This is a genomic window from Actinophytocola sediminis (assembly GCF_054779715.1).
This window is the reverse complement of the sequence record NZ_BAAGXS010000005.1, coordinates 1-21,221: the sequence shown is the minus strand read 5'-3', so window position 1 is coordinate 21,221 and position 21,221 is coordinate 1. Positions and strand designations below refer to the sequence as shown.

The window sequence follows — 21,221 nt, the reverse complement described above, 5'->3', positions numbered from 1 at the left end:
GCTCCTATTCGTCGGGCCGGGTCTCGGGGTTCGTGGGGTCGGCCACGTGGCCGTCCGGTGTGCTCTCGGGTTTCGGGCGCTGGCCCGGCGCGGGCTCGGTGGTGCTGTCCGGTGCGGGCGGTGTGGCCGGCGGTTGCTCCGGCGTGTCGGGCTTGTCCTGACCGGACGTGGCCGGCGGCTCGGACCGACTCGGGGTCCGCGACCGACCAGAACCGGGCCGGTCAGGCCGGGCGCCCGGCCGGGTCGGGCCGGTGTTCGGGGGCGCGGTCCGCTGGTCGTACCACTCCGGCGGCACGTACTCCGGCGGCCCGCCCGCCTCCACCGGCGCGCTCGCCGCCCGCCGCCGCGCCGAGGACGACCGCAGCGCCCAGTACGCGAACACCCCGCCGCCGAGGATCAGCACCGCGGCGAACAGCAGCGCGCCACCGGCCTGCCGCAGGAAGTCCGAGCCGGGCGAGCCCGTGGCCTCCCCGCCACCGGCCTGCGCCGCCGTCTCCGGGGCCGGGCTCGCCTCCAGCGGCTGGGCCACGCCGGCGTCCGCGGCCAGCAGCGGCAGCGCGGACACCGCCTTGTACACGTCCAGGTCCACGTTGTCGCCGGCCAGGCCGTCCTCGCTGATCAGCTCCAGGCTGTCCAGGTCGGCGGTCGTCGGCCCCGATGGCAGGCTCTCCACCTGGTAGCTCGCCGAGTCCTCGGACTCCGAGGACTCACTGGTCCACCGGATGCTCGCCTGGAACTCGATGGTCGCGTCGCAGCTGCTCCGCTCGCTCGCGTCCCGCAACGAGGTGCCCGCGCCGAAGTTCGAGCCGGAGCTGGACTCCGGGATGCCGACGTTGTCGACATCGATCTGCCAGCCGTAACAGACGCCCTGCGCCTCGTAGGCCTCCGCGAGCGTCGCGACCAACTCGTCCGCGTCGGCCTGGTCGAAGATCACATCAGCGGTCGCGGTGGCCGGCGCCGCGAGAAGCACGATCCCGGCGACCGCCGCGATCGCCACTCCCGCCAGCGCCCGCCTCACTTCCCGGCCCCCGGCCCACCGCCGCGGATGCCCTCACCGGACCCGCTCCCGGTGCCCCACACACCGACCACGAACGGGAACCAGTGCGCGTAGCCGCGCCGCTCGTCGTCCAGGTAGATGCGGGAGCCGTTGCCGCTCGCGGTGACCGCCACGATGTCGTCGGAGTAGCGCATGAAGTAGCCCTGCGGGTCGACCTGCACGTCCGCCGGCTTCACCGACGAGCGGATCGACTCGTACACCGCCTTCGGCTTGCTGGTCGACGAGTACACGACCGAGCCGCCGTTGGCGGACACCTTGCGGTAGTTGTCGTCCAGGTGCCCGCGAATGCCGCCACTGCTGAGCAGGGCGACCACCAACACGATCAGCCCGACACCGCCGAGCCCTCCGGCGATGAACAACTTCGTGCGTCTCGTCATGCCGCCCTCACCACGCTCACGGTCTCCACCAGCTCACCCGCCTGGGGATAGGCGTGCCAGGTCCGCCAGGCCGCGCCACCGGACACCGGCCAGGCACGCAGCGCCGTGACCGCGAGCCGCGACCCGGGGAACTCCCCGACCAGCGCGTACTCGTCAGCCTCGCAGGCGCGCACGATCTCGGCGACCTCGGCCGCGAGCGCGTCCTGGTCCAGCTGGTGGCAGTGCGCCTCGAACGTCGTGCGCAGGCCGTCGGCGACCGACTCCCGCGTTGCGGGCAGCGCGCCGTCCCGGTCGGGCAGGCACGCCACGGTCTCCGACCACTCCCCCACGACCACCTGGTGCGATGCGCCGAGCACCCGTAGCTCGAGCGCGATGCCGGGCAGCCGCACCAGGTGGGTGCCCAGCGCCGGTAACGGGCGCAGACCGTAGGCGAGGCTGAGGTCAGCGGCTCGCGAGTCGGCGAACGGGGTGTTCAGACGAGCTCTCACGTGCGATCACTACCGGCCGGGTACACGCGCAGCGCGGGCAGCGGGATCTCCTCGCCGAGCCCGGCCTCCCACTTGCCGCCGTCGAACCGCTCGAAGCTCAGCGCCCTGCCGTCCGGGCCCTCGTAGTCGACGTACTCGACGCTGCCGCGCTCGGCGACGGTGGTGGTGCCCTCGGAGGTGTACTTGGCGGTGCCGTCCTCCTCCTTGGTGTAGGTGACGCCACCGACCTCCATGGTCTTGCCGCCGGGGGCGTCGACCAGGTCGGTCTCCTGCCAGAAGTACACCTCGAGGTCGGGGTCCTCCTCGACCGACACCCAGAGGCGACTGCCGCGCGCGTCGTCGAGGAAGTGCTCTGACCAGGTGTAACCACTCTCGGTGAGCCGCAGCGACCCCCGAACGAAGTACAGCTTGTCGCCGTAGTCGATCATGTCGCCGGCGCGGACCGTGCGGATGTCGGTGACGCCCTGGTGGTCGGCGAGCGGGTCGACGGGCTTGGCCGGCGCGTCGGCCGCGACGGGCTTGCGGTTGGCGCGAGCGCGTTGCCAGAGCACCACGCCCACCCCGATCAGCGCGAGCAGAAGTAGCACAAGCAGGAGCTCGGTCACAACCGGTCCCTCCCCACTAGAACGGCGATGCCGGCGAGCATAGCCGTCCACCTGGTGACCTGGACGGACGCTGTGGACTTAGTCCACGACTTAGTTTAGTTTTGGGGCCGTGGACGACGTGGACGAGGTAGGCGTGCACGAGGCCAAGACCAACCTGTCCGCGCTGTTGCGGCGGGTGGCCGCCGGCGAGGAGATCGTCATCAGCAGCGGCGGAAAACCGGTGGCCAGGCTGGTGCCGGTGCAGCGCGGCCCGGCCAGGGTCTTCGGGCGCGACCGTGGCCTGTTCACCCTGCCCGCCGACTTCGACGCACCCCTGCCCGCCGACGTCCTGGGTGAGTTCCGCCGATGAGGGTGCTGATTGACACACAGCCCTGGTTGTGGCTGCAGGTGTCCCCGGAGCGGCTCAACGACGAGTCGATGGCCATGGTGAAGCACCCGGACAACGACCTGCTGCTGTCGGCGGCGAGCTCCTGGGAGATGTCGGTCAAGTACGCGCTGGGCACGCTGCCACTGCCCGTCCCGCCGGCGAGCTACGTGCCGGAACGCATGCGCGCCAACGGCGTTCGCGGCCTGCCCGTCACCCACCGGCACGCGCTGCACGTGGCCACCCTGCCGCGCCACCACGGCGACCCGGTCGACCGGCTGCTGATCGCCCAGGCCCAGCTCGACCAGCTGACCATCCTCACCGCCGACCGGAGCTTCGAGCGCTACGACGTCCCGGTCCACCGCGCGGACTGAGCAACCGGCTCAGCTGGTGGCGGCGATCATCGCGCTGCCGAGCACGACGTCGCCATCGGTGTCCTCCCGGTAGAGCACCACGGCCTGGCCGGGCGCCACCCCACGCAGTTCGCCGGTGAGCCGCACCACCAGCCGACCGTCCACGACCGACGCCGTGGCGGGCGCGGTGCCGCCGTGCGCGCGCACCTGGGCGACGCAGTCGACCTCGCCGGCCAGCTCGTCGCCGGAGGGCCAGATCGGACGCTCGGCGACGATCTCGCGGACCGCGAGCCGTTCGACGCTGCCCACCCGCACCGAGCCGGAGACCGGTTCCAGGGACAGCACGTACCTCGGCCGGCCGTCCGGCGCCGGCACCCGCAGTCCAAGCCCGTGCCGTTGGCCGACGGTGAACCCGTGCACCCCGGAGTGGGCACCGAGGACCGCACCGGTCTCGTCGTCGACCAGCTCGCCCGGCCGCTCACCGAGGCGGCGGGTGAGGAACGCCCTGGTGTCGCCGTCGGGGATGAAGCAGATGTCGTGGCTGTCCGGCTTCTCCGCGACCGCGAGCCCGCCGGCGGCCGCCTCCGCCCGCACCTCGTCCTTCACCGAGCCGCCGAGCGGGAACATGGCGTGCCGCAACTGGTCTGGCCGAAGCGAGGCGAGCACATAGGACTGGTCCTTGCCGTCGTCCGCGCTGCGCCGCAGCTCCGGCTGACCATCCACAACGGACAGCCGGGCGTAGTGCCCGGTGCACACCGCGTCGAAGCCCAGCGCGACCGCCTTGTCCAACAGCGCAGCGAACTTGATCCGCTCGTTGCACTTCAGGCACGGGTTGGGCGTGCGCCCCGCCGCGTACTCCGCGACGAAGTCGGCCACCACGTCCTCGTCGAACCGCTCCGCGAAGTCCCACACGTAGAAGGGAATCCCCAACACGTCGGCCACCCGCCGCGCGTCGTTCGCGTCCTCGACCGTGCAGCACCCCCGCGCCCCGGTCCGCAACGTCCCCGGCTTGGCCGACAACGCCAGATGCACCCCGGTCACGTCATGCCCGGCCGCCACCGCCCGCGCGGCCGCCACCGCCGAGTCGACCCCACCACTCATCGCCGCCAACACCCGCACGCCTACCCCCACCCCCGCGAGTCCACCACGCCCACCCCGCGAGTCCAACGCTCCGGACACGCGAGTCCAACGCTCGGGCACCCTCACCGCGCGGAGACCTCCACCCGCTTGCGCGCGCCGACCAGACCGGCGTTGCGCGCCCGCGCCACCACCGGTCCGATGGCCTTGGCCACCACCCGCACGTCGGCCCGGGTCGAGGTGTGGCCGAGGGAGAACCGCAACGAGCCGCGCGCGAGGTCGGCCTGGACGTCCATCGCGAGCAGCACATGGCTCGGCTGCGCGACCCCGGCGGTACACGCCGACCCGGTCGAGCACTCGATCCCCTTGGCGTCCAACAGCATCAGCAGGCTGTCCCCGGCACAGCCGGGGAAAGTGAAGTGCGCGTTGCCCGGCAGCCGCGACGGTGCTCCGTCCACATCGGACTGACCGGGGTCGCCGTTGAGGATCACGTCCGGCACGACCGCGCGCACGGCGTGGATCAGCTCGTCACGCAGGTCGGCGAGCCGCCGCGCCTCGACCTCCCGGCCGGCGGTCACCGTGCGCACCGCGGCGGCCATGGCGACGATGCCGGTCACGTCCAACGTGCCCGACCGCACCTCGCGCTCCTGCCCGCCGCCGTGCAGCACGGGCTCACACGGCACGTCCCGCCCCAGCAGCAACACCCCGACGCCGAACGGCCCGCCGAGCTTGTGCCCGGACATCGCCAGCGCGCTGGCCCGCGAGGCGGCGAAGTCGACCGGGATCGCGCCGACGGCCTGCACGGCGTCGGTGTGGAACGGGATCCCGTGCTCGGCACAGGTGGTGGCCAGCTCGCGGATCGGGTTGACCGTGCCGACCTCGTTGTTCGCCCACATGACACTGATCAGCGCCACCGAGCCGGGGTCGCCCGCGATGGCCGCGCGCAGCGTGTCGTCGTGCACCCGGCCGAACCCGTCGACCTCGAGCAGGGTGAGTTCGGCGCCCTCGTGCTCGACGAGCCACTCCGCGGCCTCCAGCACCGCGTGGTGCTCGACCGCCGAGACCAGCACCCGGCGCCGCTCGGGGGTCCGTCTGGCCAGGTAGATGCCCTTGATGGCGAGGTTGTCCGCCTCCGTGCCGCCCGCGGTGAAGACCACCTCGGACGGCCGGGCGCCGAGGGCGGCGGCGATCTCCTCGCGGGACTCCTCCACCAGCCGCCGGGCGCGGCGGCCGGAGGTGTGCAGGGAGGAGGCGTTGCCCCTGGCGAGCAACGCCTCGTTCAGATGCGTGGTCATCGCCGTGGCCGCCTCGGGCAGCATCGGCGTGGTGGCCGCGTGGTCTAGATAAGTCATCGGGTCCCAAGCGTAGTCCGCCGCTGGTGAAATTCGGTCACGAGCCAGGCGCGGCTGGTCGGGAGCTGACCGGCACACCTGTTCACCAGCGGCGGAGCCCGCCGAGCCGGGCGAACGTGGCAATTATCACGCCGGCACGGCTACGGGAGCGTTGGACTCGCGTGGTCGGAGCGTTCGACTCGCGGGGCGGGAGGGTTGGACTCGCGGGGTGGGAGCGTTGGACTCGCGGGCTGGGCTCGGGGGTGGGGGATGGGGTGGGGGTGGAGGGCTTGGGTGATGGCGGTTTCGGTGAGGGTGGCGAGGGTCTGGCGGTCGGGGGCGCGGCCGGGGGCCAGTTCGGTGAGGACGTTGACCTCGAGGACCAGGCCGCGTAGGCGGGCCACTCGGCGGACGGAGTCCACGATGGTCTCCTCGCCGATGAAGGCCGGGGCCGTGGTCGGGGAGCCGTCGCGCAGGCGGAAGCTCAGGGCCACCGGGAGCACCGGCACGCCGCCGTCGATGGCCGCCTGGAAGACCGCGGGCCGGAAGCGGCCGGTCGCCAGGCCGCACCAGGTCGTGCCCTCCGGCGTGGCGTTCACCATCGAGCCGGCCCGCAGGGCGTCGGACAGGTCGGCGACCGTGGCCGGCAGCGAGCGCAGGCTGTCCCGGTTCACGTAGACCGAACCGGCCGCCGACACCAGCCAGCCGAGCACCGGCCAGCGCGCGATGTCCGACTTCGCCAGCGCCCGCATCGGCCGGACCGCGTTCACCGCGACGATGTCCAGCCACGACGTGTGGTTGTTCACCACGAGCACGCCCCGGCCGCGCGCGGCCAGACCGTCCGAACCGGACACCCGCAGCCGGATCCGCAACCCGGCGAGCACCGACCGGAACACCGCCCGCACGACGAACTCCCGGCCACGACTGCCGATCAGCGCCAGGAACGGCACCACCAGCAGGCTGACCAGCACCACCAGCACGACCGCCGTCAACCGCGCCAGGTACCAGATCCTGGCCACCGTCGGCTCTCCACCGGCCAGACAGCCCGGCCCGCATGGCGACCGCGGGAACCACCCGTGGCTGGTCATGATGCCTGCTCGCCGAGCAGGTAGCTCAGGTACCGCTGGTCCACCCGGTCGAGGCCGAGCAGGACGAACATGTCCGCGACCCCGAAGTCCGCGTCGATCGCCGGCGGCCCGCACACCCACGCGCCGAGTCGCAGGTAGCCCCGCAGCAGCGGCGGCAGCACCACCTTGGCCGGCGGCTCCACCCCGGCCGGGTCCCACGGCCGCAACGGCCGCACCCGGTAGGCCGATGGCGCGAGATGCTTGTGCCGCACGGTCTCCCACACCCCGGCGGCCAGCGAGCCACCGTCGGCCAGCGAGACCGAGGCGCAGCCGGCGAGCCAGCGATGCCCGGACAGCAACAGATATCGCGCGATGCCCGCCCACACCAGGCTGACCACCGCGCCGGTCCGGTGGTCCGGGTGCACGCAGGACCGGCCGGTCTCCACCAGCGCGGACCGCAGCGGGGCGATCGCCCGTAAGTCGAACTCGGTCTCGGAGTACAACATCCCGGCGGCGGCGACCCGCTCCGGCGGCAACATCCGGTAGCAGCCGACGATCTCGCCGGTCCGGTCCTCGCGCACGACCAGGTGGTCGCAGTGTTCGTCGAAGGCGTCCTCGTCAACGCCGGGGACCTCGGTGCGCAGTCTCGCGCCAAGCTCCCCGGCGAACACGCGATATCGAAGTCGTTGCGCGGCAAGGACTTCCTCCCCACCGCGCGCCATGAGCAGTGAGTACCGGGGCCGCGTCGATCCATCACCTGTGGTGCTGACCAGCAACTGGGCCTGCGTCATGCCCACTTGTGTACGCGGCGCCCGGCAAACCTCACGTGCCCATAACCGTGACGCGCCGGTGAACCTTGGCTATCCCTTGCGCTTCGCGACTTCCTCGGTCAGCTGCGGGGTGACCTTGAACAGGTCGCCGACCACGCCGTAGTCGGCGATCTCGAAGATCGGCGCCTCGGCGTCCTTGTTCACCGCGATGATCGTCTTGGACGTCTGCATGCCGGCCCGGTGCTGGATGGCCCCGGAGATGCCGAGCGCGATGTAGAGCTGCGGCGAGACCGTCTTGCCGGTCTGCCCCACCTGGAACTGCGCCGGGTAGTAACCGGAGTCGACCGCCGCGCGCGAGGCGCCGACCGCCGCACCGAGCACGTCGGCGAGCTTCTCCACCACGTCGAAGCTCTCCGCGCTGCCAACACCGCGCCCACCGGAGACGACCACGGACGCCTCGGTCAGCTCCGGCCGGTCGCCGCCGACGACGGGCTCGCGGCCGGTGATCTTCGCCGACCTGGCCTGGTCGACCGCGGGGACCTCGACCGCCTCCTCGACGGCCGCGCCCTGCGCGGGCTCGGCCTCCAGCCCACCGGGACGCACCGAGATGACCGGCAACCCCTTGGCGGCCTTGGCCTGCACGACGAACGCGCCACCGAAGACGGACTGGGTGACGGTGACCTCGTCGCCTACGCCGGCCACGTCGATCACGTCCACCAGCAGCGCGCCGCCGACCCTGGCGGCCAGGCGGCCGGAGACCTCCTTGCCCTCCGCGCTCGCGGCGACCAGCACCGCGGCCGGCGACGCGGACGCGACCAGCGCGGCCAGCACGTCGACCTTGGGGGTGACCAGATAGCTCACCGCGTCGTCGGACTCGGCGACATAGACCTTCGCCGCGCCGTAGGCGGCCAGCGCCTCGCCGAGCTTGGCGGCGTCGCCGGGGGCGCCGACCACGACCGCGCTCGGCTCACCGAGCGCGCGGGCCGCGGTGAGCAGCTCGTGGGTGACCTTCTTGACCTCGCCGTCCACGTGATCGACGAGGACCAGGACCTCAGCCATCGTTCCTCTTCCTCTCAGATCAGTTTCTGGCCAATGAGGTACTCGGCGATCTTGCTGCCGCCGGCACCGTCGTCCTCGACGCGCTGCCCGGCCTCGCGCGGCGGCTTGGGCGCCGCCTCGAGGACCGTGGACCACGCGTTGCCGAGTCCGACCTCACCGGCGTCGACCCCGAGGTCGGCCACGGCGAGGGTCTCGACCGGCTTCTTCTTGGCCGCCATGATCCCCTTGAACGACGGGTACCTCGGCTCGTTGATCTTCTCGCCGACGCTGATCACCGCGGGCAGGCTCGCCTCGAGGTGGGTCAGGCCCTCCTCGGTCTCGCGGGTGACCTTGATGGTGGTGCCATCGACGGTGACTTCGCGGGCGTGCGTGAGCTGCGGGTAGCCGAGCAGCTCGGCGAGGATCGCGGGCACCGCGCCGCCGCCGCCGTCGCTGGACTCGTTGCCGGCGATGACCAGGTCGACGTCCTCGACCGTGCCGATCGCGGCGGCCAGCACCTTGGCCGTCTGCAGGAGATCCGAGCCGTGCAGCGCGTCGTCGACCACGTGGACCGCCTTGTCGGCGCCCATCGACAGTGCCTTGCGAATGGCGTCGGTTGCCCGGTCGGGCCCGACGCTCAACACGGTGACCTCGCCGTCGTGCGCCTCCTTGATCAGGAGCGCCTCCTCGATGGCCCGCTCGTTGATCTCGTCCAGCACCGCGTCGGCCGAGTCGCGGTCAAGCGTGTGATCCGCCTCGCTGAGCCTGCGCTCCGAATAGGTGTCCGGCACTTGTTTGACCAACACGACGATGTTTGGCATGGGTCTGCTCCGACCTCCCGATGACGAGCCCATCCGGCTTATGCGCGACCGAAGAATACGAGTGTTGCCTGACAGTGCCATGCTGGCCACGCGTTGGCACGGTGTCCTTGACCACCCGCATGTTACTCGCCAGTAGCGTACCTCGTCACGCAGAGGTACCCACCTGGTCGTGACCGCGCTCACCCGAATGGGTGAGTTACTCTCGTTTACATGCCTGGCCGTATCGCGTTGGTCACTGATTCGACCTCCTCCATCCCGGAGTCGCTCGCGGCCCAGTGGGGGATCACGGTCGTGCCAACGCAGATCCGGATCGGCAAGCAGCTGCGGGCCGAGCCGGCGGTGCCGAAGGACCTCCTGGTCAAGGCGCTGGAGAAGGACCTGGACGTGTCCACCGCGCCACCCGACCCCGCCGGCTTCATCTGGGCCTACGAGCACGCCGCGCGCACCGCCGACGAGGTGGTCTCGGTGCACATCTCCAGCCGGCAGTCCGAGACCTACGAGGTCGCCCGGCGGGCCGCCGAGCGGTCCCGGATCCCGGTGCACGTGATCGACTCCGGCACCGCCGGGATGAGCCTCGGCTACGCCGTGCTCGCCGCCGCCAGGACCGCCGGCGCGGGCGGCGGCGCCCAACGGGTGATCAACACGCTGGCCAAGCGCCTGGAGCACAGCGTGGAGCTGATGTACGTCGACACGCTGGAGTACCTGCGCCGGGGCGGCCGGATCGGCGGGGCCGCGGCCATGCTCGGCAGCGCGTTGTCGCTGAAGCCGCTGCTGACGATGGTCAACGGACAGGTCGCGCCGATGGACCGGGTGCTCGGCGCCGAACGCGCCCTGCGCAAGCTGGTCGACACCGCGGTCCGCCGGGCCCAGGGCCGTCCGGTCGACGTGGCGATCGAGCACTTCGGTGCCCTCGCCAGGGCGAACCGGGTGCTCAGCCGCCTGCGCCCGCGACTGTCGGACACCCGCGAGGTCACGATCACCGAGGTGAGTTCCACCATCGGGGTACACGTCGGGCCCGGCGCGGTCGGCATCTCGATCTCGCCGACGTAGCGGTCTGGCTACCGCGTAGTAACCTGCCGCGGTGGTGGTTGAGCCAGTTGAGCCCTTGCCCCTGACCGGCGAACGCACCGTTCCCGGCGTGCCGGAGGAGAACTACTGGTTCCGCCGACATGAGGCCGCGTACGAGGCGCTGCGGTCGTACTGTGTGGACGCGGTGGTGCTCGAGGCCGGGTGCGGCGAGGGCTACGGCGCCGACCTGCTCGCGCGGGACGCGCGGCTGGTGCTCGGGCTCGACTACGACGTGCTGACGGCCACCCATGTCGCGCGGGCCTATCCGAGGGTGCGCGCGGTGCGCGGCAACCTCGCCTGGCTGCCGGTTCGTACGTCCACTGTGGACATCGTGGCCAACCTGCAGGTGATCGAGCACCTCTGGGACCAGGAGGGCTTCCTGCTGGAGTGCCGACGGGTGCTCGCACCCGGCGGCCGGCTGCTGATCACCACGCCGAACCGGATCACCTTCTCCCCCGGCCGGGACACCCCGCTCAACCCGTTCCACACCAGAGAGCTCGCGCCGGTGGAGCTGGCGGACCTGGTGCTGGACAGCGGTTTCGACCTGGAGTACCTCGGCGTGCTCCGGCACGGTCCCGCGCTGCGCGCGGCGGAGGCCCGGCTCGGCGGGTCGATCATCGACCAGCAGGTGGCGGTCGCGGTCGCCGGCGCGCCGTGGCCGGCCGAGCTGCGCGCGGCGGTCGCCGGGGTCACGGCGGCGGACTTCGAGCTGACCACCGAGGACCTGGAGTCCGGTTTGGACATCGTGGCCGTGGCGGTTCGCCGATGACCGACGAGGGCACCTTCTGCCTGGTGCTGCACAGTCATCTGCCATGGCTGCCCCACCACGGCGCGTGGCCGGTCGGCGAGGAATGGCTCTACCAGGCGTGGGCGCACTCCTATCTGCCGGTGGTCGAGCTGATCCAACGCCTGGCCGACGACGGCCGTCGCGACGTGCTCACCCTCGGCGTCACCCCGGTGCTCGCCGCGCAGCTCGACGATCCCTACGCGCTACGCGGCATGCACGACTGGCTTGGCAACTGGGCGCTGCGCGCCCAGCACGCGGCCGGCCGGTGGCGGGGCGCCGACCCGCTGCTGCGCGAGGTCGCCGCCGCCGAGTACCGCGCCGCGACCCGGGCCATCGAGCGGTTCGAGACCCGCTGGCGGCACGGCTTCTCCCCGGTGTTGCGCCAACTGGTGGACGCCAGGGTGGTCGAGCTGCTCGGCGGCCCGGCGACCCACCCGTTCCAGCCACTGCTGCGCGCGCCGCTGCGCCGGTTCGCGCTGCGCACCGGGCTCGCGGACACCCGGGCGCGGATCGGCCATGCGCCCCAGGGGATCTGGGCGCCGGAGTGCGGCTACGCCCCCGGCATGGAGGAGGGCTACGCCGCCGAGGGCGTGCGCCGGTTCCTGGTGGACGGCCCGGCGCTGCACGGCCAGACCCACGAGGCGCGCCCGGTCGGCGACTCCGACGTGCTCTGCTTCGGCCGGGACCTCGACGTCACCTACCGCGTCTGGTCACCCAAGGCCGGCTACCCCGGCGACCCGGTCTACCGCGACTTCCACACCTTCGACCACCCGACCGGCCTGAAACCCTCCCGGGTCACCGGAAAGCACGTGCCGCCGGAACGGAAACGGCCCTACGAGCCGGAACTGGCTGCCGGTGCGATCCGCCGGCACGCCGAGGACTTCGTGTCCACTGTGGTCGGTCGGCTGCGCGAGCTGCGCGCCCGGCACGGCAGGCCGGGTCTGGTCGTGGCCGCCTACGACACCGAGCTGTTCGGCCACTGGTGGCACGAGGGACCGGCCTGGCTCGCGGCCGTGCTCGACGCGCTGCCGGACGTGGGCGTGCGGGTGAGCACCCTGCGCGGCGCCGTGGACGCCGGGCACGTCGGCCCGGCGGTGGAGCTGCCGAGCTCGTCGTGGGGATCGGGCAAGGACTGGCGGGTCTGGGACGGCGAGCAGGTGTCGGACCTGGTGGCGCAGGGCGCCGCGGTGCAGGACGAGTTGCTGGCGCTGCCGGCGGGCGCGCGCGACCACCGCGACCCGGCCCGCGACCAGCTGGTCCGCGAGGCGCTGCTGACCCTGTCCAGCGACTGGGCGTTCATGGTCACCAAGGACTCCGCCGCCGACTACGCCCGTCGCCGGGCGAAGATCCACGGCGACCGCTTCGGTGAACTGGCCGGCATGATCCGCGCCGGCCAGCACGACCGGGCGGTGCACCGCGCGGCGCGGTTGCGCGCCACCGACGGCCCGTTCGGCCAACTCGACGCCAGGGGGTTGTGCGCATGAGCCGGCTGCGAGTCCTGATGCTGTCCTGGGAGTACCCGCCGGTCGTGGTCGGCGGGCTCGGCCGGCACGTGCACGCGCTCGCCAGGCACCTGACCGCTCTCGGGCACGAGGTCGTGGTGCTGTGCCGGCACGAGGCGGGCACCGACGCGCTCACCCACCCGACGACCGACACCGTGGTCGAGGGCGTGCGGGTGATCCGGGTGGCCGAGGACCCGACCCACCTGCTGTTCGAGCACGACCTGGTGGCCTGGACGCTGGCCATGGGGCACGGCATGATCCGCGCCGGCCTGTCCCTTGTGGATGGTGGCTGGCGGCCGGACGTGGTGCACGCGCACGACTGGCTGGTCACCCACCCGGCGATCACCCTCGCCGAGCACACCAGGGTGCCGATGGTGGCCACCGTGCACGCGACCGAGGCCGGCCGGCACAGCGGCTGGTTGTCCCAACGGCTGAACCAACAAGTTCACTCGGTGGAGTGGTGGCTGGCCAACCGGGCCGATCGGCTGATCACCTGCTCGACCGCGATGCGCACCGAGGTCGCCCAGCTGTTCGAGCTCGAGCCGGCCGAGATCAGCGTGATCCACAACGGCATCGAGCCCCGCGGCTGGCGGGTCTCCCCCGCCGCCGTGCGCGCCGCGCGGGAGCGCCACCGGCCGGCCGGTGGGCCGCTGGTCGTGTACTTCGGCCGGCTGGAATGGGAGAAGGGCGTGCCGGACCTGCTCACCGCGCTGCCCAGGCTGCGCCGCCACCACCCGGGCGCCCGGCTGGTGCTCGCCGGCCGGGGCGTGCAGGCGAGCGCACTGGTCGAACAGGCCCGCAAGCTGCGGGTTCGCCGCGCGGTGGACTTCGTCGGGCACCTGCCGGACCGCGCATTGGTCGCCCTGCTCGCGGCGGCGGACGTCGTGGTGCTGCCCAGTCGCTACGAGCCGTTCGGCATCGCCGCGCTCGAGGCGGCCGCCGCCGGCGCGCCACTGGTCGCCTCCACCGCGGGTGGGCTGGCGGAGTTGGTGGTGGACGGCGAGACGGGCCTGTCGATCGCGCCGGGCGACGTGCCGGGGATCGTCGGCGCGGTGCGGGCGGTGCTGGCCGATCCGGCGGCCGCGGCCCGCCGCGCGCGGGCGGCCAAGGCCCGGCTGGCGCGGGAGTTCGACTGGACCACGATCGCCGAGGCCACCGCATCGGTGTACCGCTGCGCTACCGTCCGTACACATCCGGTGCTCGGTCGACCCAAGATCGCCACCGGAAACGCGTTCCACGACTAGTTTCCTGGTCGACTAGGGGTGTTTCCCGATGGCCTGAGCGTCCGTTTCGGCCTACGGTCGTGGTCGTAGACCGATCGGGGGAAGGGGACCATCGCGATGACGAGGATGTTCGCGGCCGTGCTCATGTACGAGGTGCGCAGCTCACGGCCCGACCACGCGCCGTTGTTCGAGGAGACGGTGACACTGCTGGCGGCCGACTCGGCCGAGCACGCGGCCCAGCGCGCCCGCGAGCACGCGGAGTCCCGGGAGACCACCTACCCCGACGACACCGGCGACCTGATCACCTGGAGCTTCCGCCACCTGGTGGACGTCACCGAGGTGGACGGCCCGCTCGGCGACGGCGCCGAGATCTACACCCGCCACTTCAGCGACTACCGCGCCTACCTGGCCGTCGAACCCCTGGCGAGCTAACCCTCCGCACCGTCCCGGCCGCAATGCCCTGAATGAGGCATTGGCGACGTTCACCGTCCTGAATGGGGCATTCAGGGCCCTCGCCCAAACCGGCCGACAACGGTGCGGGGCAGGCCCGGACCGTCCAGTAGGGCTAACCGCTGCCCAGGGTTCGGCGCAGGGCGGCGGAGGCCTTGCGCGACATGTCCGCGACCGCCGCCCGGCGCCGGGCATCCGCCTCGTAGGCCGTTCGCCGGTCGCGCACGACCTTGGCCGGGATGCCGGCGGCGACCGCGTAGTCGGGGACATCGCCCTTCACCACGGCGTGCGCCCCGATCACGCTCCCCCGCCCGACCCGGCTGCCCTTGGTGATCGTGACCTTGGTGCACAGCCAGGTGTCCGGCCCGATGCGCACCGGCGACTTCACGATGCCCTGGTCCTTGATCGGCAGGTTGATGTCGGCCGTCACGTGGTCGAAGTCACAGATATAGACCCAGTCGGCGACCAGCGCGGCCTCGCCGAGCTCGATGTCCAGGTAGCAGTTGATCACGTTCTGCCGGCCGAAGACCGCCTTGTCGCCGATGCGCAGCGAGCCCTCGTGGCAGCGGATCGCGTTGCCGTCGCCGATGTGCACCCACCGGCCGATCTCCATCCGGCCGTAGCCGGGACGGCAGTGCACGTCGAGGTCCTTGCCGAGGAACACCATGCCCCGCAACACGATGTGCGGGTTGGCGAGCCGGAACCGCAGCAGCCGCCAGTAGCGCACCAGGTACCACGGCGTCCACGCGCGGTTGCGGATCACCCAGCGAAGCGAGTCGACGGTGAGGAACCTGGCCTGGTTCGGATCCCGCCGAGAGCGCTGCCAACCGCGGAACCGGTCGGCGACCGGCGATCCCCACATCGACGTCATGGCAGGTGACCGTAGCCGACGCCGGTCACGGAATTTGCGCTGCCCGCTACCGTGCGACACGTGACCGCACTGATCATCGACACCGACCCTGGCATCGACGACGCCTTCGCCATCGCCCTGGCGTGTGCCAGCCCCGAGGTGGACCTGCTCGGCGTGACCACCGTGTTCGGCAACGTCGGACTGGCCATGACGACCCGCAACGCGTTGCGGGTGCTGGCGCTCTACGGCCGCGAGGACGTGCCGGTGGCCGCCGGGGCCGACCGGCCGCTGGCCTTCCCCCATCCCCACCGCGCCCGGTATGTGCACGGCCAGGACGGGTTGTCCGGCAGGTCGGACACGCTGCCGGAGCGGGCAACGGGCCTGGCGGGGGTCGACGCGGTGACGCTCATGGCGTCGCTGCTGGAGAAGGCGGACTCGCCGGTGACGATCGTGCCCATCGGGCCGTTGACGAACATCGCGCTGCTGCTCGCGGTGCATCCGTCGCTGGCGGCCAGGATCGAGCGCATCGTGATCATGGGCGGGGCCATCGCCGAGGGCAACGTCACGGCCGCGGCCGAGTTCAACGTGTGGAGCGACCCGGAGGCGGCCAGGCGGGTGCTGGTCGAGGAGGAGGTGCCGACGGTGCTGGTGCCAACGGATCTGACGCATCGCTGCGCGGTGGACACCGAGTGGCTGGACCGGCTGGCGGCCAGCGGTCCTCGGGGCAGCACGCTGGTCGGCCTGACCGCGACCTACCGGGAGCACTACCGCCGCGCGCTCGGCCGCGACGGCACCGTGCTGCACGACGCGGTGGCCATGGCGGAGGCGATCAGCCCCGGCATCCTGACGACCACCGCGTTGCCGCTGGACGTCGAGTGCGGCCAGGGTCCCGCGCGCGGCGCGGTGATCGCCGACCGGCGCACGGTCGGCGCGCGCGAGGCGACCGGCGACCGCGGCGACCGCCTCGTCGACGTCGCGCTGACCGCCGACCTGGACGCGGTCCGCGGTTTCCTACTGGAACGCCTCAGCTCAGCCGACTAACCCGGCGCCCGCACATGCGATGAAGGCGTCCTTCATCGCACCAGTGTGCAGCGAAGGGACCCTTCACTGCAGTTCGGCGGTGCAGATGAAGGCTGTTGGGGTGCGGCCGATGCGGGTGAGGACGGCGGTCGCCTCGTGGGGGCCCTTGAGTTTCAGGCGGGGGCGCAGGGTGTTCGGGTCGACGTCCAGGCCGCGGACGAGGATCTCCAGCCGGCCGACCTCGCGGCGGCGCAGGGTCTGGCGCAGTTCCTTCTCGCTGTAGTGCCCGAACTCCAGCACCCGGAACGCGCGGACGCCGGGCGGCGGGTGCTCGCCGGTGAGGTAGGCGATCCGTTCGTCCAGTTGGGACAGTCCGTGCCTGGCCGCGTAGTTGCGGACCAGACCGGCGCGCACCACCGCGCCGTCGGGATCGACCAGCCACTCGGCCGGCTCGGTCACCTGACAGTCGTCCTGGTCGGCGTCGGTGACCGTCCACTCAGGACCGCCGGTGCGCAGTACCGTCGCCCGCCGGCGAACTCCCCTGCTGGCAAGGGATCCGGTCCACAGACAGGCTTCCCGCACCTGGCCGTCGAGGGAGACCAGCTCCACCTCCCCCGGCCAACCGAGCGCGTCGAAGTCCATCCCCGGCGCGCACTTCACCGCGAGGTCGCCCGGCCAGGCGGCGGCGAGCGAGTCCAGCGGCGGCACGAAGTCACCCGCCTGCCACCGCCGCCGGCCCGTCGAATCGCGTCGAGCCGGGTCGGCGAACCCGGCCGTGCCCCTGGTGACCGGGTGCCGCGCGTCGGCGCGCACCAGGGTCGCGTTCGGCACGTTGTGCCGGGCCATGAGCAGCCGCACCGGATCGAGGTCCGACCCGACGCACCGGTCGGCCACCCGTGCCAGCGCGGCCAGGTCGACGCCGACCGAGCAGGTCAGGTCGTGCACGTCCCGGCCGGCGAACCGGCGCGCCCGCAACCGGGCCACCGGCGCCGGGGTCGCCTGCTGCAGCGCGGTGTCGGTGAACAACCACCGCCCCGGATCATCCACTTTGGACACCGCGCGGCGGCGCAACAGCACGGTCTCCAGCACCGCGCCCGCGCGGTCGCCGAGCAACCGCCGGGCAGTGCCGACGTCGGCAAGGTACGAGGCCGACGTCAGCGCCAGCCGGTCGACCTCGGCCAGTGCCGCGTCCCCAGCGGGTGAGCGCAGGAACGCGACATCGGCCGAGGTGAACTCGTAGGTCAGGGCTTGGTCCCGGTGACCAGCACGTTGTAGAACAGATCCCTCGGCGCGACCTTGCTCAGCACGTTCTCGTCCAACCAGGACAGTCGCAGCCACGCCTTGTACGCGAACAGCCGCCAGCCCAGGGTCAACCGCTCCTGGGGCACGGCCGCCTCGAAGGTCCGCACCGGCCAGCCGAACAGCGCCGCGGCCAGTTCCTCGGTCACCGCCCGCACGTCGCGCGCACCCGCCTCGACCGCGACACGCTCCAGGTCGGTCGGGTCGAAGGTGTGCAGGTCGACGATCGCCTCAAGCGCGGCGGCCTGGGAGGACTCGTCCAGCTCGGTCTGCGGCCGCCGCCAACGCTGTAGGGGCGGGAGCTTGGTGATGTTGGTGGTGAGCCACCAGGTCAGCTGGCCGAGCTTGCGCGCGTACCGGTCGCCGATCTTGGTCGGCTCCCCGGCGAACACGAACCGCCCACCCGGCTTGAGCACCCGCAGCACCTCACGGAACGCGGCCGGCACGTCGGGGATGTGGTGCAGCACCGCGTGCCCGACGACGAGGTCGAACGTGTTGTCGTCGTAGGGAACCCGCTCCGCGTCGGCGACCCGGCCGTCGACGTCGAGACCGAGCTGCTCGGCGTTGCGCAGCGCCACCTCGACCATGCCGGGCGACAGGTCGGTGACCGAGCCCTGCTTGATCACCCCGCCCTGCATGAGGTTCAGCAGGAAGAACCCGGTGCCGCTACCCAGCTCCATCGCCTTGGGGTAGGGCCATTCCTGCTCGCCGGCGACCGCGCGGAACCGGCCGACGGCGTAGTCGATGCACCGTTCGTCGTAGGAGATCGACCACTTCTCGTCGTAGGTGCCGGCCTCCCAGTCGTGGTAGAGCACGTTGGCCAGCTTGGGATCCGACCGGGCCGCCTCGACCTCGGCAGCCGTCGCGTGCGGGTTGGGAGCGGGATCACTTGCCACTGAAGGTCGCCTTTCCCGGGCCGTTCTCGATGAACGAACGCATGCCGTCGCGCTGGTCCTCGGTCCCGAACAGCGCCGCGAACAGCTCGCTCTCCAACCGCAGCCCGCTGTTCAGGTCACTTTCCAGACCGCCGTCGATGGCGGCCTTGGCTGCGGCCAGCGCCCGCGCCGGGCCGGTGGCGAACTGCTCGGCCCACCGCCGGGCGGCCGCGTAGACCTCGTCCGGGGCGACGACCTCGTCGGCGAGTCCGATCGCCAGTGCCTCGGTCGCGTCGACGAAGCGTCCGGTGTAGACGATGTCCTTGGCCCTGCTCGGCCCGACCAGCCTGCCCAGCCGCTGGGTGCCGCCGGCGCCGGGGATGACGCCGAGCAGGATCTCCGGCTGACCGACCTTGGCGTTGTCGCCGACGACCCGCCGGTCGCAGCACAGCGCGAGCTCCAGCCCGCCGCCGAGCGCGTAGCCGGTCACCGCGGCCACCGTCGGCTTGGCGATCCTGGCCACCGAGGTGAACGCCGAGGACAGCCGACCCGCCCGCTTCGACATGTCCACATAGGACATGTCGGCCATCTCCTTGATGTCCGCGCCGGCCGCGAACACCTTCTCGCCGCCGTAGACGATCACCGCGCGCACGTCGTCGCGCTCGCCTGCCTCGAAGGCGGTGGCCCGGATCTCCTCCTGGACCTGCTTGCTGAGCGCGTTCATCGGGGGGCGGGCCAACCGAATGGTGCCGACACCGCCGTCCACCTCAAGTCTGACGAACTCACCCACGGCAAACGCCTCCCTACTGACCAGTACCCATCGGACACAACCTAGTCGCCAGCACGGCGGCGTGCGAAGTACCGGTCGCCAAGCCGGTCGAGCTCGAGCTCCTGGCCGAACGTGGCGGACAGGTTCGCACTGGTCAGCACGTCGTCGAGCAGACCCTGTGCGACCACGGCGCCGTCGGCGACCAACAGCAGGTGGGTGAACCCCGGCGGGATCTCCTCGACGTGGTGGGTGACCAGGATGGTGGCCGGCGCGTCCGGGTCGCGGGCCAGCTCGGACAGCCGGGACACCAGGTCCTCGCGGCCACCGAGGTCGAGCCCGGCGGCCGGCTCGTCGAGCAGCAGCAGCTCCGGGTCGGTCATCAGCGCCCTGGCGATCATGGTCCGCTTGCGCTCACCCTCGGACAGCGTGCCGAACTCCCGCTCGGTGAGGTGCGCGATGCCCAGCGCCTTGCACAGCTCGGTGGCCCGGCCGGTGTCCAGCGTGTCGTAGTCCTCCCGCCAGCGGCCGAGCACCGCGTAGCCGGCGCTGACCACGACGTCCAGCACGCGTTCCTGGGGCGGCACCCGCTGGATCAGCGCCGCCGAGCAGAAGCCGATCCGCGGGCGCAGCTCGAACACGTCGACCCGGCCGAGACGCTCGCCGAGCACGTGGACCCGCCCGGTCGTCGGGTGCAGCTCGGCGGCGGCCAGGCGCAGCAGCGTGGTCTTGCCGGCGCCGTTTGGCCCGAGGATCACCCAGCGTTCGTCGAGCTCGACGCTCCAGCTCACCCCGGCGAGGAGGTTGGTGGTGCCGCGGCGGACCCCGACATCGGACATGTGCACGACCAGGTCGTCCAGTTCGTCTTCCGTCACGGTGCCCTATTCAACAGGAGGGTTTGTCGGGGCGTGCCGTCGGTTTGCCCCGGTGCGCAGTGACGGTTTCCCCGAACGGGTGGGCGGCCGTTCACTCTGGCGTGGTGTTCGCCTGTCCGACCACAGATCCGACCACCGCCCGACCCCCACCGGAGAGGATCACCATGGATGACGGATACGTCGTCGACGAGGCCGGCATCGCGGCCAGGGTCGGCGAGCTCAACGCCTGCGCCGCCGAGGTCACCGCCGTCATCGGCCTGCTCGGCGACTCCGCCGGCGACCTCGGCCCGGCCGCGCTGTCCGCCGCGGTCACCGAGGTCATCGACCAGTGGCGGACCAACCTCGGCGACATGCGCGACAAGATCGACCGCGCGGCGGAGAACACCCGCGCCGCGCTGGCCAACTACCAGCTCGTCGAGGACGCCAACGAGTACCGGCTGCGCGCCATGGTCGAGGTCCCCCGATGACCCGCGCCTTCCCCGCCCTCGGCTTCGACCCCGCCCCCGGTGAGCTCGCGGCCGTCCAGGCCGCGCTGGTCGCCCTGGCGCGCGCGATCAGCACCGCGGCCACCGTCGTGCCGCGCCTGGAGCGGGCCTGCGAGATCACCGACGACGCCGACTGGGGCGGCGCGGCCGCCGAGGAGTTCAGCGACCACGGCGATGACCTGCCGATGGCGCTGGGCACCGGCATCGAGTCCATGGGCGCGGTCGCCGAGGCCCTCGGCACCTGGGCCACGCAGCTCAAGGCCAACCAGGACACCGCGGAGAACCTGGAGACCACCGCCAGGAAGCTCAACGGCCAGCTCGCCGACGCCCAGGACGCGCTCACCACCGCGGCCGCCGCCATCCCGCACGACGTCGGTCACCCCGAGTACGCCCAACGCCAGGCCGCCTACCTCGATCGGGTGGACCGCGCCGCCCGCCTGGACGACGCCATCGCCGCGGTGACGAACCGGGCCCGGCGGCTGACGGCCAAGCACCTGCGCGAGGCGGCCGCCGCGGCCAGGAGTGTCCTCGGCGGACCGGACGACGCCTTCACCCCGGAGAACGACGCCTGGTACGTGCAGACCGTCGACGGCGTCGCCAGGGTCTCCGGCATCATGTCCGCGGCCACCGCCGCCCCGGCCGCCGGGCTCGCGCTCACCGGCGTCGGCGCGCC

At 72.2% G+C, this 21,221-nt stretch carries 25 protein-coding genes; 10 read left to right on the top strand and 15 right to left on the bottom strand.

Going from position 1 to position 21,221, the window contains the following annotated elements; all coding sequences use genetic code 11:
* Positions 1–4: 4 nt before the first annotated feature.
* From ACYVIP_RS03015 to ACYVIP_RS03000, 4 genes are read right to left on the bottom strand one after another with little or no spacing between them, the layout of a single operon-like run.
* Entirely contained in the window at positions 5–1,018 is a 1,014-nt protein-coding gene (locus tag ACYVIP_RS03015; RefSeq protein ID WP_460391695.1) for a hypothetical protein, read from the bottom strand.
* Positions 1,015–1,434, bottom strand: coding sequence for a DUF4247 domain-containing protein (locus ACYVIP_RS03010; RefSeq protein WP_460391693.1), 420 nt, complete (start codon positions 1,432–1,434; stop codon positions 1,015–1,017). Before ACYVIP_RS03010 ends, ACYVIP_RS03015 begins: the two co-directional genes overlap by 4 nt.
* Positions 1,431–1,922, bottom strand: a complete 492-nt coding sequence (locus ACYVIP_RS03005; RefSeq protein WP_460391691.1) for a DUF2617 family protein — start codon at positions 1,920–1,922, stop codon at positions 1,431–1,433. The genes ACYVIP_RS03010 and ACYVIP_RS03005 overlap by 4 nt, the downstream gene beginning before the upstream one ends.
* The gene (locus tag ACYVIP_RS03000; RefSeq protein ID WP_460391689.1) at positions 1,919–2,527 is read right to left on the bottom strand and encodes a DUF4178 domain-containing protein; all 609 of its coding nucleotides are present in this window, start codon (positions 2,525–2,527) and stop codon (positions 1,919–1,921) included. The genes ACYVIP_RS03005 and ACYVIP_RS03000 overlap by 4 nt, the downstream gene beginning before the upstream one ends.
* A 109-nt stretch (positions 2,528–2,636) precedes the next feature.
* Here ACYVIP_RS03000 and ACYVIP_RS02995 point away from each other — a divergent pair, with 109 nt between their 5' ends.
* Entirely contained in the window at positions 2,637–2,876 is a 240-nt protein-coding gene (locus ACYVIP_RS02995) for a type II toxin-antitoxin system Phd/YefM family antitoxin (protein WP_460391687.1), read from the top strand.
* The gene (locus tag ACYVIP_RS02990) at positions 2,873–3,265 is read left to right on the top strand and encodes a type II toxin-antitoxin system VapC family toxin (protein ID WP_460391685.1); all 393 of its coding nucleotides are present in this window, start codon (positions 2,873–2,875) and stop codon (positions 3,263–3,265) included. Before ACYVIP_RS02995 ends, ACYVIP_RS02990 begins: the two co-directional genes overlap by 4 nt.
* 9 nt (positions 3,266–3,274) lie before the next feature.
* Here the strand turns inward: ACYVIP_RS02990 and mnmA are convergent, their stop codons facing one another.
* The 6 genes from mnmA to ACYVIP_RS02960 all read right to left on the bottom strand — a co-directional run bounded on the left by mnmA (position 3,275) and on the right by ACYVIP_RS02960 (position 9,348).
* Entirely contained in the window at positions 3,275–4,363 is a 1,089-nt protein-coding gene (gene mnmA, locus ACYVIP_RS02985; protein WP_460391683.1) for a tRNA 2-thiouridine(34) synthase MnmA, read from the bottom strand.
* Positions 4,364–4,446: 83 nt separating this feature from the next.
* The gene (locus tag ACYVIP_RS02980; RefSeq protein ID WP_460391681.1) at positions 4,447–5,673 is read right to left on the bottom strand and encodes a cysteine desulfurase family protein; all 1,227 of its coding nucleotides are present in this window, start codon (positions 5,671–5,673) and stop codon (positions 4,447–4,449) included.
* 140 nt (positions 5,674–5,813) lie between these two features.
* On the bottom strand, positions 5,814–6,740 hold the full coding sequence (locus ACYVIP_RS02975; RefSeq protein ID WP_460391679.1) for a lysophospholipid acyltransferase family protein: 927 nt from the start codon (positions 6,738–6,740) through the stop codon (positions 5,814–5,816).
* A complete protein-coding gene (locus ACYVIP_RS02970) occupies positions 6,737–7,510 on the bottom strand; it encodes a GNAT family N-acetyltransferase (RefSeq protein WP_460391677.1) in 774 nt (257 codons plus the stop codon). The genes ACYVIP_RS02975 and ACYVIP_RS02970 overlap by 4 nt, the downstream gene beginning before the upstream one ends.
* A gap of 69 nt (positions 7,511–7,579) precedes the next feature.
* Positions 7,580–8,548: an electron transfer flavoprotein subunit alpha/FixB family protein gene (locus tag ACYVIP_RS02965; RefSeq protein WP_460391675.1), complete on the bottom strand. Its 969-nt coding sequence runs from the start codon at positions 8,546–8,548 to the stop codon at positions 7,580–7,582.
* 14 nt (positions 8,549–8,562) lie between these two features.
* Entirely contained in the window at positions 8,563–9,348 is a 786-nt protein-coding gene (locus ACYVIP_RS02960) for an electron transfer flavoprotein subunit beta/FixA family protein (RefSeq protein ID WP_460391673.1), read from the bottom strand.
* 210 nt (positions 9,349–9,558) lie between these two features.
* On the opposite strand from ACYVIP_RS02960, the gene ACYVIP_RS02955 reads away from it, so the two are divergent.
* The 5 genes from ACYVIP_RS02955 to ACYVIP_RS02935 all read left to right on the top strand — a co-directional run bounded on the left by ACYVIP_RS02955 (position 9,559) and on the right by ACYVIP_RS02935 (position 14,360).
* Positions 9,559–10,398 carry a DegV family protein gene (locus ACYVIP_RS02955; RefSeq protein WP_460391671.1) on the top strand — a complete coding sequence of 280 codons (840 nt, stop codon included), beginning with the start codon at positions 9,559–9,561 and terminating at the stop codon, positions 10,396–10,398.
* A gap of 31 nt (positions 10,399–10,429) precedes the next feature.
* Complete coding sequence (locus ACYVIP_RS02950) at positions 10,430–11,185, top strand: class I SAM-dependent methyltransferase (protein WP_460391669.1); 756 nt, start codon at positions 10,430–10,432, stop codon at positions 11,183–11,185.
* Positions 11,182–12,687 (top strand): 1,4-alpha-glucan branching protein domain-containing protein, encoded by a 1,506-nt coding sequence (locus ACYVIP_RS02945; RefSeq protein ID WP_460391667.1) that lies wholly within the window; start codon positions 11,182–11,184, stop codon positions 12,685–12,687. Before ACYVIP_RS02950 ends, ACYVIP_RS02945 begins: the two co-directional genes overlap by 4 nt.
* Positions 12,688–12,692: 5 nt before the next feature.
* Positions 12,693–13,949 carry a glycosyltransferase family 4 protein gene (locus ACYVIP_RS02940; RefSeq protein ID WP_460391939.1) on the top strand — a complete coding sequence of 419 codons (1,257 nt, stop codon included), beginning with the start codon at positions 12,693–12,695 and terminating at the stop codon, positions 13,947–13,949.
* Positions 13,950–14,045: 96 nt separating this feature from the next.
* Positions 14,046–14,360 (top strand): DUF4288 domain-containing protein, encoded by a 315-nt coding sequence (locus tag ACYVIP_RS02935; RefSeq protein ID WP_460391665.1) that lies wholly within the window; start codon positions 14,046–14,048, stop codon positions 14,358–14,360.
* A gap of 133 nt (positions 14,361–14,493) precedes the next feature.
* Here the strand turns inward: ACYVIP_RS02935 and ACYVIP_RS02930 are convergent, their stop codons facing one another.
* Positions 14,494–15,249, bottom strand: a complete 756-nt coding sequence (locus tag ACYVIP_RS02930; protein WP_460391663.1) for an acyltransferase — start codon at positions 15,247–15,249, stop codon at positions 14,494–14,496.
* A gap of 60 nt (positions 15,250–15,309) precedes the next feature.
* On the opposite strand from ACYVIP_RS02930, the gene ACYVIP_RS02925 reads away from it, so the two are divergent.
* Complete coding sequence (locus ACYVIP_RS02925; RefSeq protein ID WP_460391661.1) at positions 15,310–16,269, top strand: nucleoside hydrolase; 960 nt, start codon at positions 15,310–15,312, stop codon at positions 16,267–16,269.
* Positions 16,270–16,332: 63 nt separating this feature from the next.
* Here ACYVIP_RS02925 and ACYVIP_RS02920 read toward each other — a convergent pair whose 3' ends face one another.
* From ACYVIP_RS02920 to ACYVIP_RS02905, 4 genes are read right to left on the bottom strand one after another with little or no spacing between them, the layout of a single operon-like run.
* Positions 16,333–17,493 (bottom strand): THUMP-like domain-containing protein, encoded by a 1,161-nt coding sequence (locus ACYVIP_RS02920; RefSeq protein WP_460391937.1) that lies wholly within the window; start codon positions 17,491–17,493, stop codon positions 16,333–16,335.
* Positions 17,490–18,443: a class I SAM-dependent methyltransferase gene (locus ACYVIP_RS02915; protein WP_460391659.1), complete on the bottom strand. Its 954-nt coding sequence runs from the start codon at positions 18,441–18,443 to the stop codon at positions 17,490–17,492. Before ACYVIP_RS02915 ends, ACYVIP_RS02920 begins: the two co-directional genes overlap by 4 nt.
* Positions 18,433–19,212 (bottom strand): enoyl-CoA hydratase/isomerase family protein, encoded by a 780-nt coding sequence (locus ACYVIP_RS02910; RefSeq protein ID WP_460391657.1) that lies wholly within the window; start codon positions 19,210–19,212, stop codon positions 18,433–18,435. Before ACYVIP_RS02910 ends, ACYVIP_RS02915 begins: the two co-directional genes overlap by 11 nt.
* A 41-nt stretch (positions 19,213–19,253) precedes the next feature.
* On the bottom strand, positions 19,254–20,027 hold the full coding sequence (locus ACYVIP_RS02905) for an ABC transporter ATP-binding protein (protein ID WP_460391935.1): 774 nt from the start codon (positions 20,025–20,027) through the stop codon (positions 19,254–19,256).
* Positions 20,028–20,227: 200 nt separating this feature from the next.
* Here ACYVIP_RS02905 and ACYVIP_RS02900 point away from each other — a divergent pair, with 200 nt between their 5' ends.
* Together ACYVIP_RS02900 and ACYVIP_RS02895 are read left to right on the top strand one after the other, a co-directional pair.
* Positions 20,228–20,530, top strand: a complete 303-nt coding sequence (locus tag ACYVIP_RS02900) for a hypothetical protein (RefSeq protein WP_460391655.1) — start codon at positions 20,228–20,230, stop codon at positions 20,528–20,530.
* A partial coding sequence (locus ACYVIP_RS02895; RefSeq protein ID WP_460391653.1) for a hypothetical protein occupies positions 20,527–21,221 on the top strand: 695 nt, incomplete at its 3' end. The genes ACYVIP_RS02900 and ACYVIP_RS02895, both read left to right, overlap by 4 nt.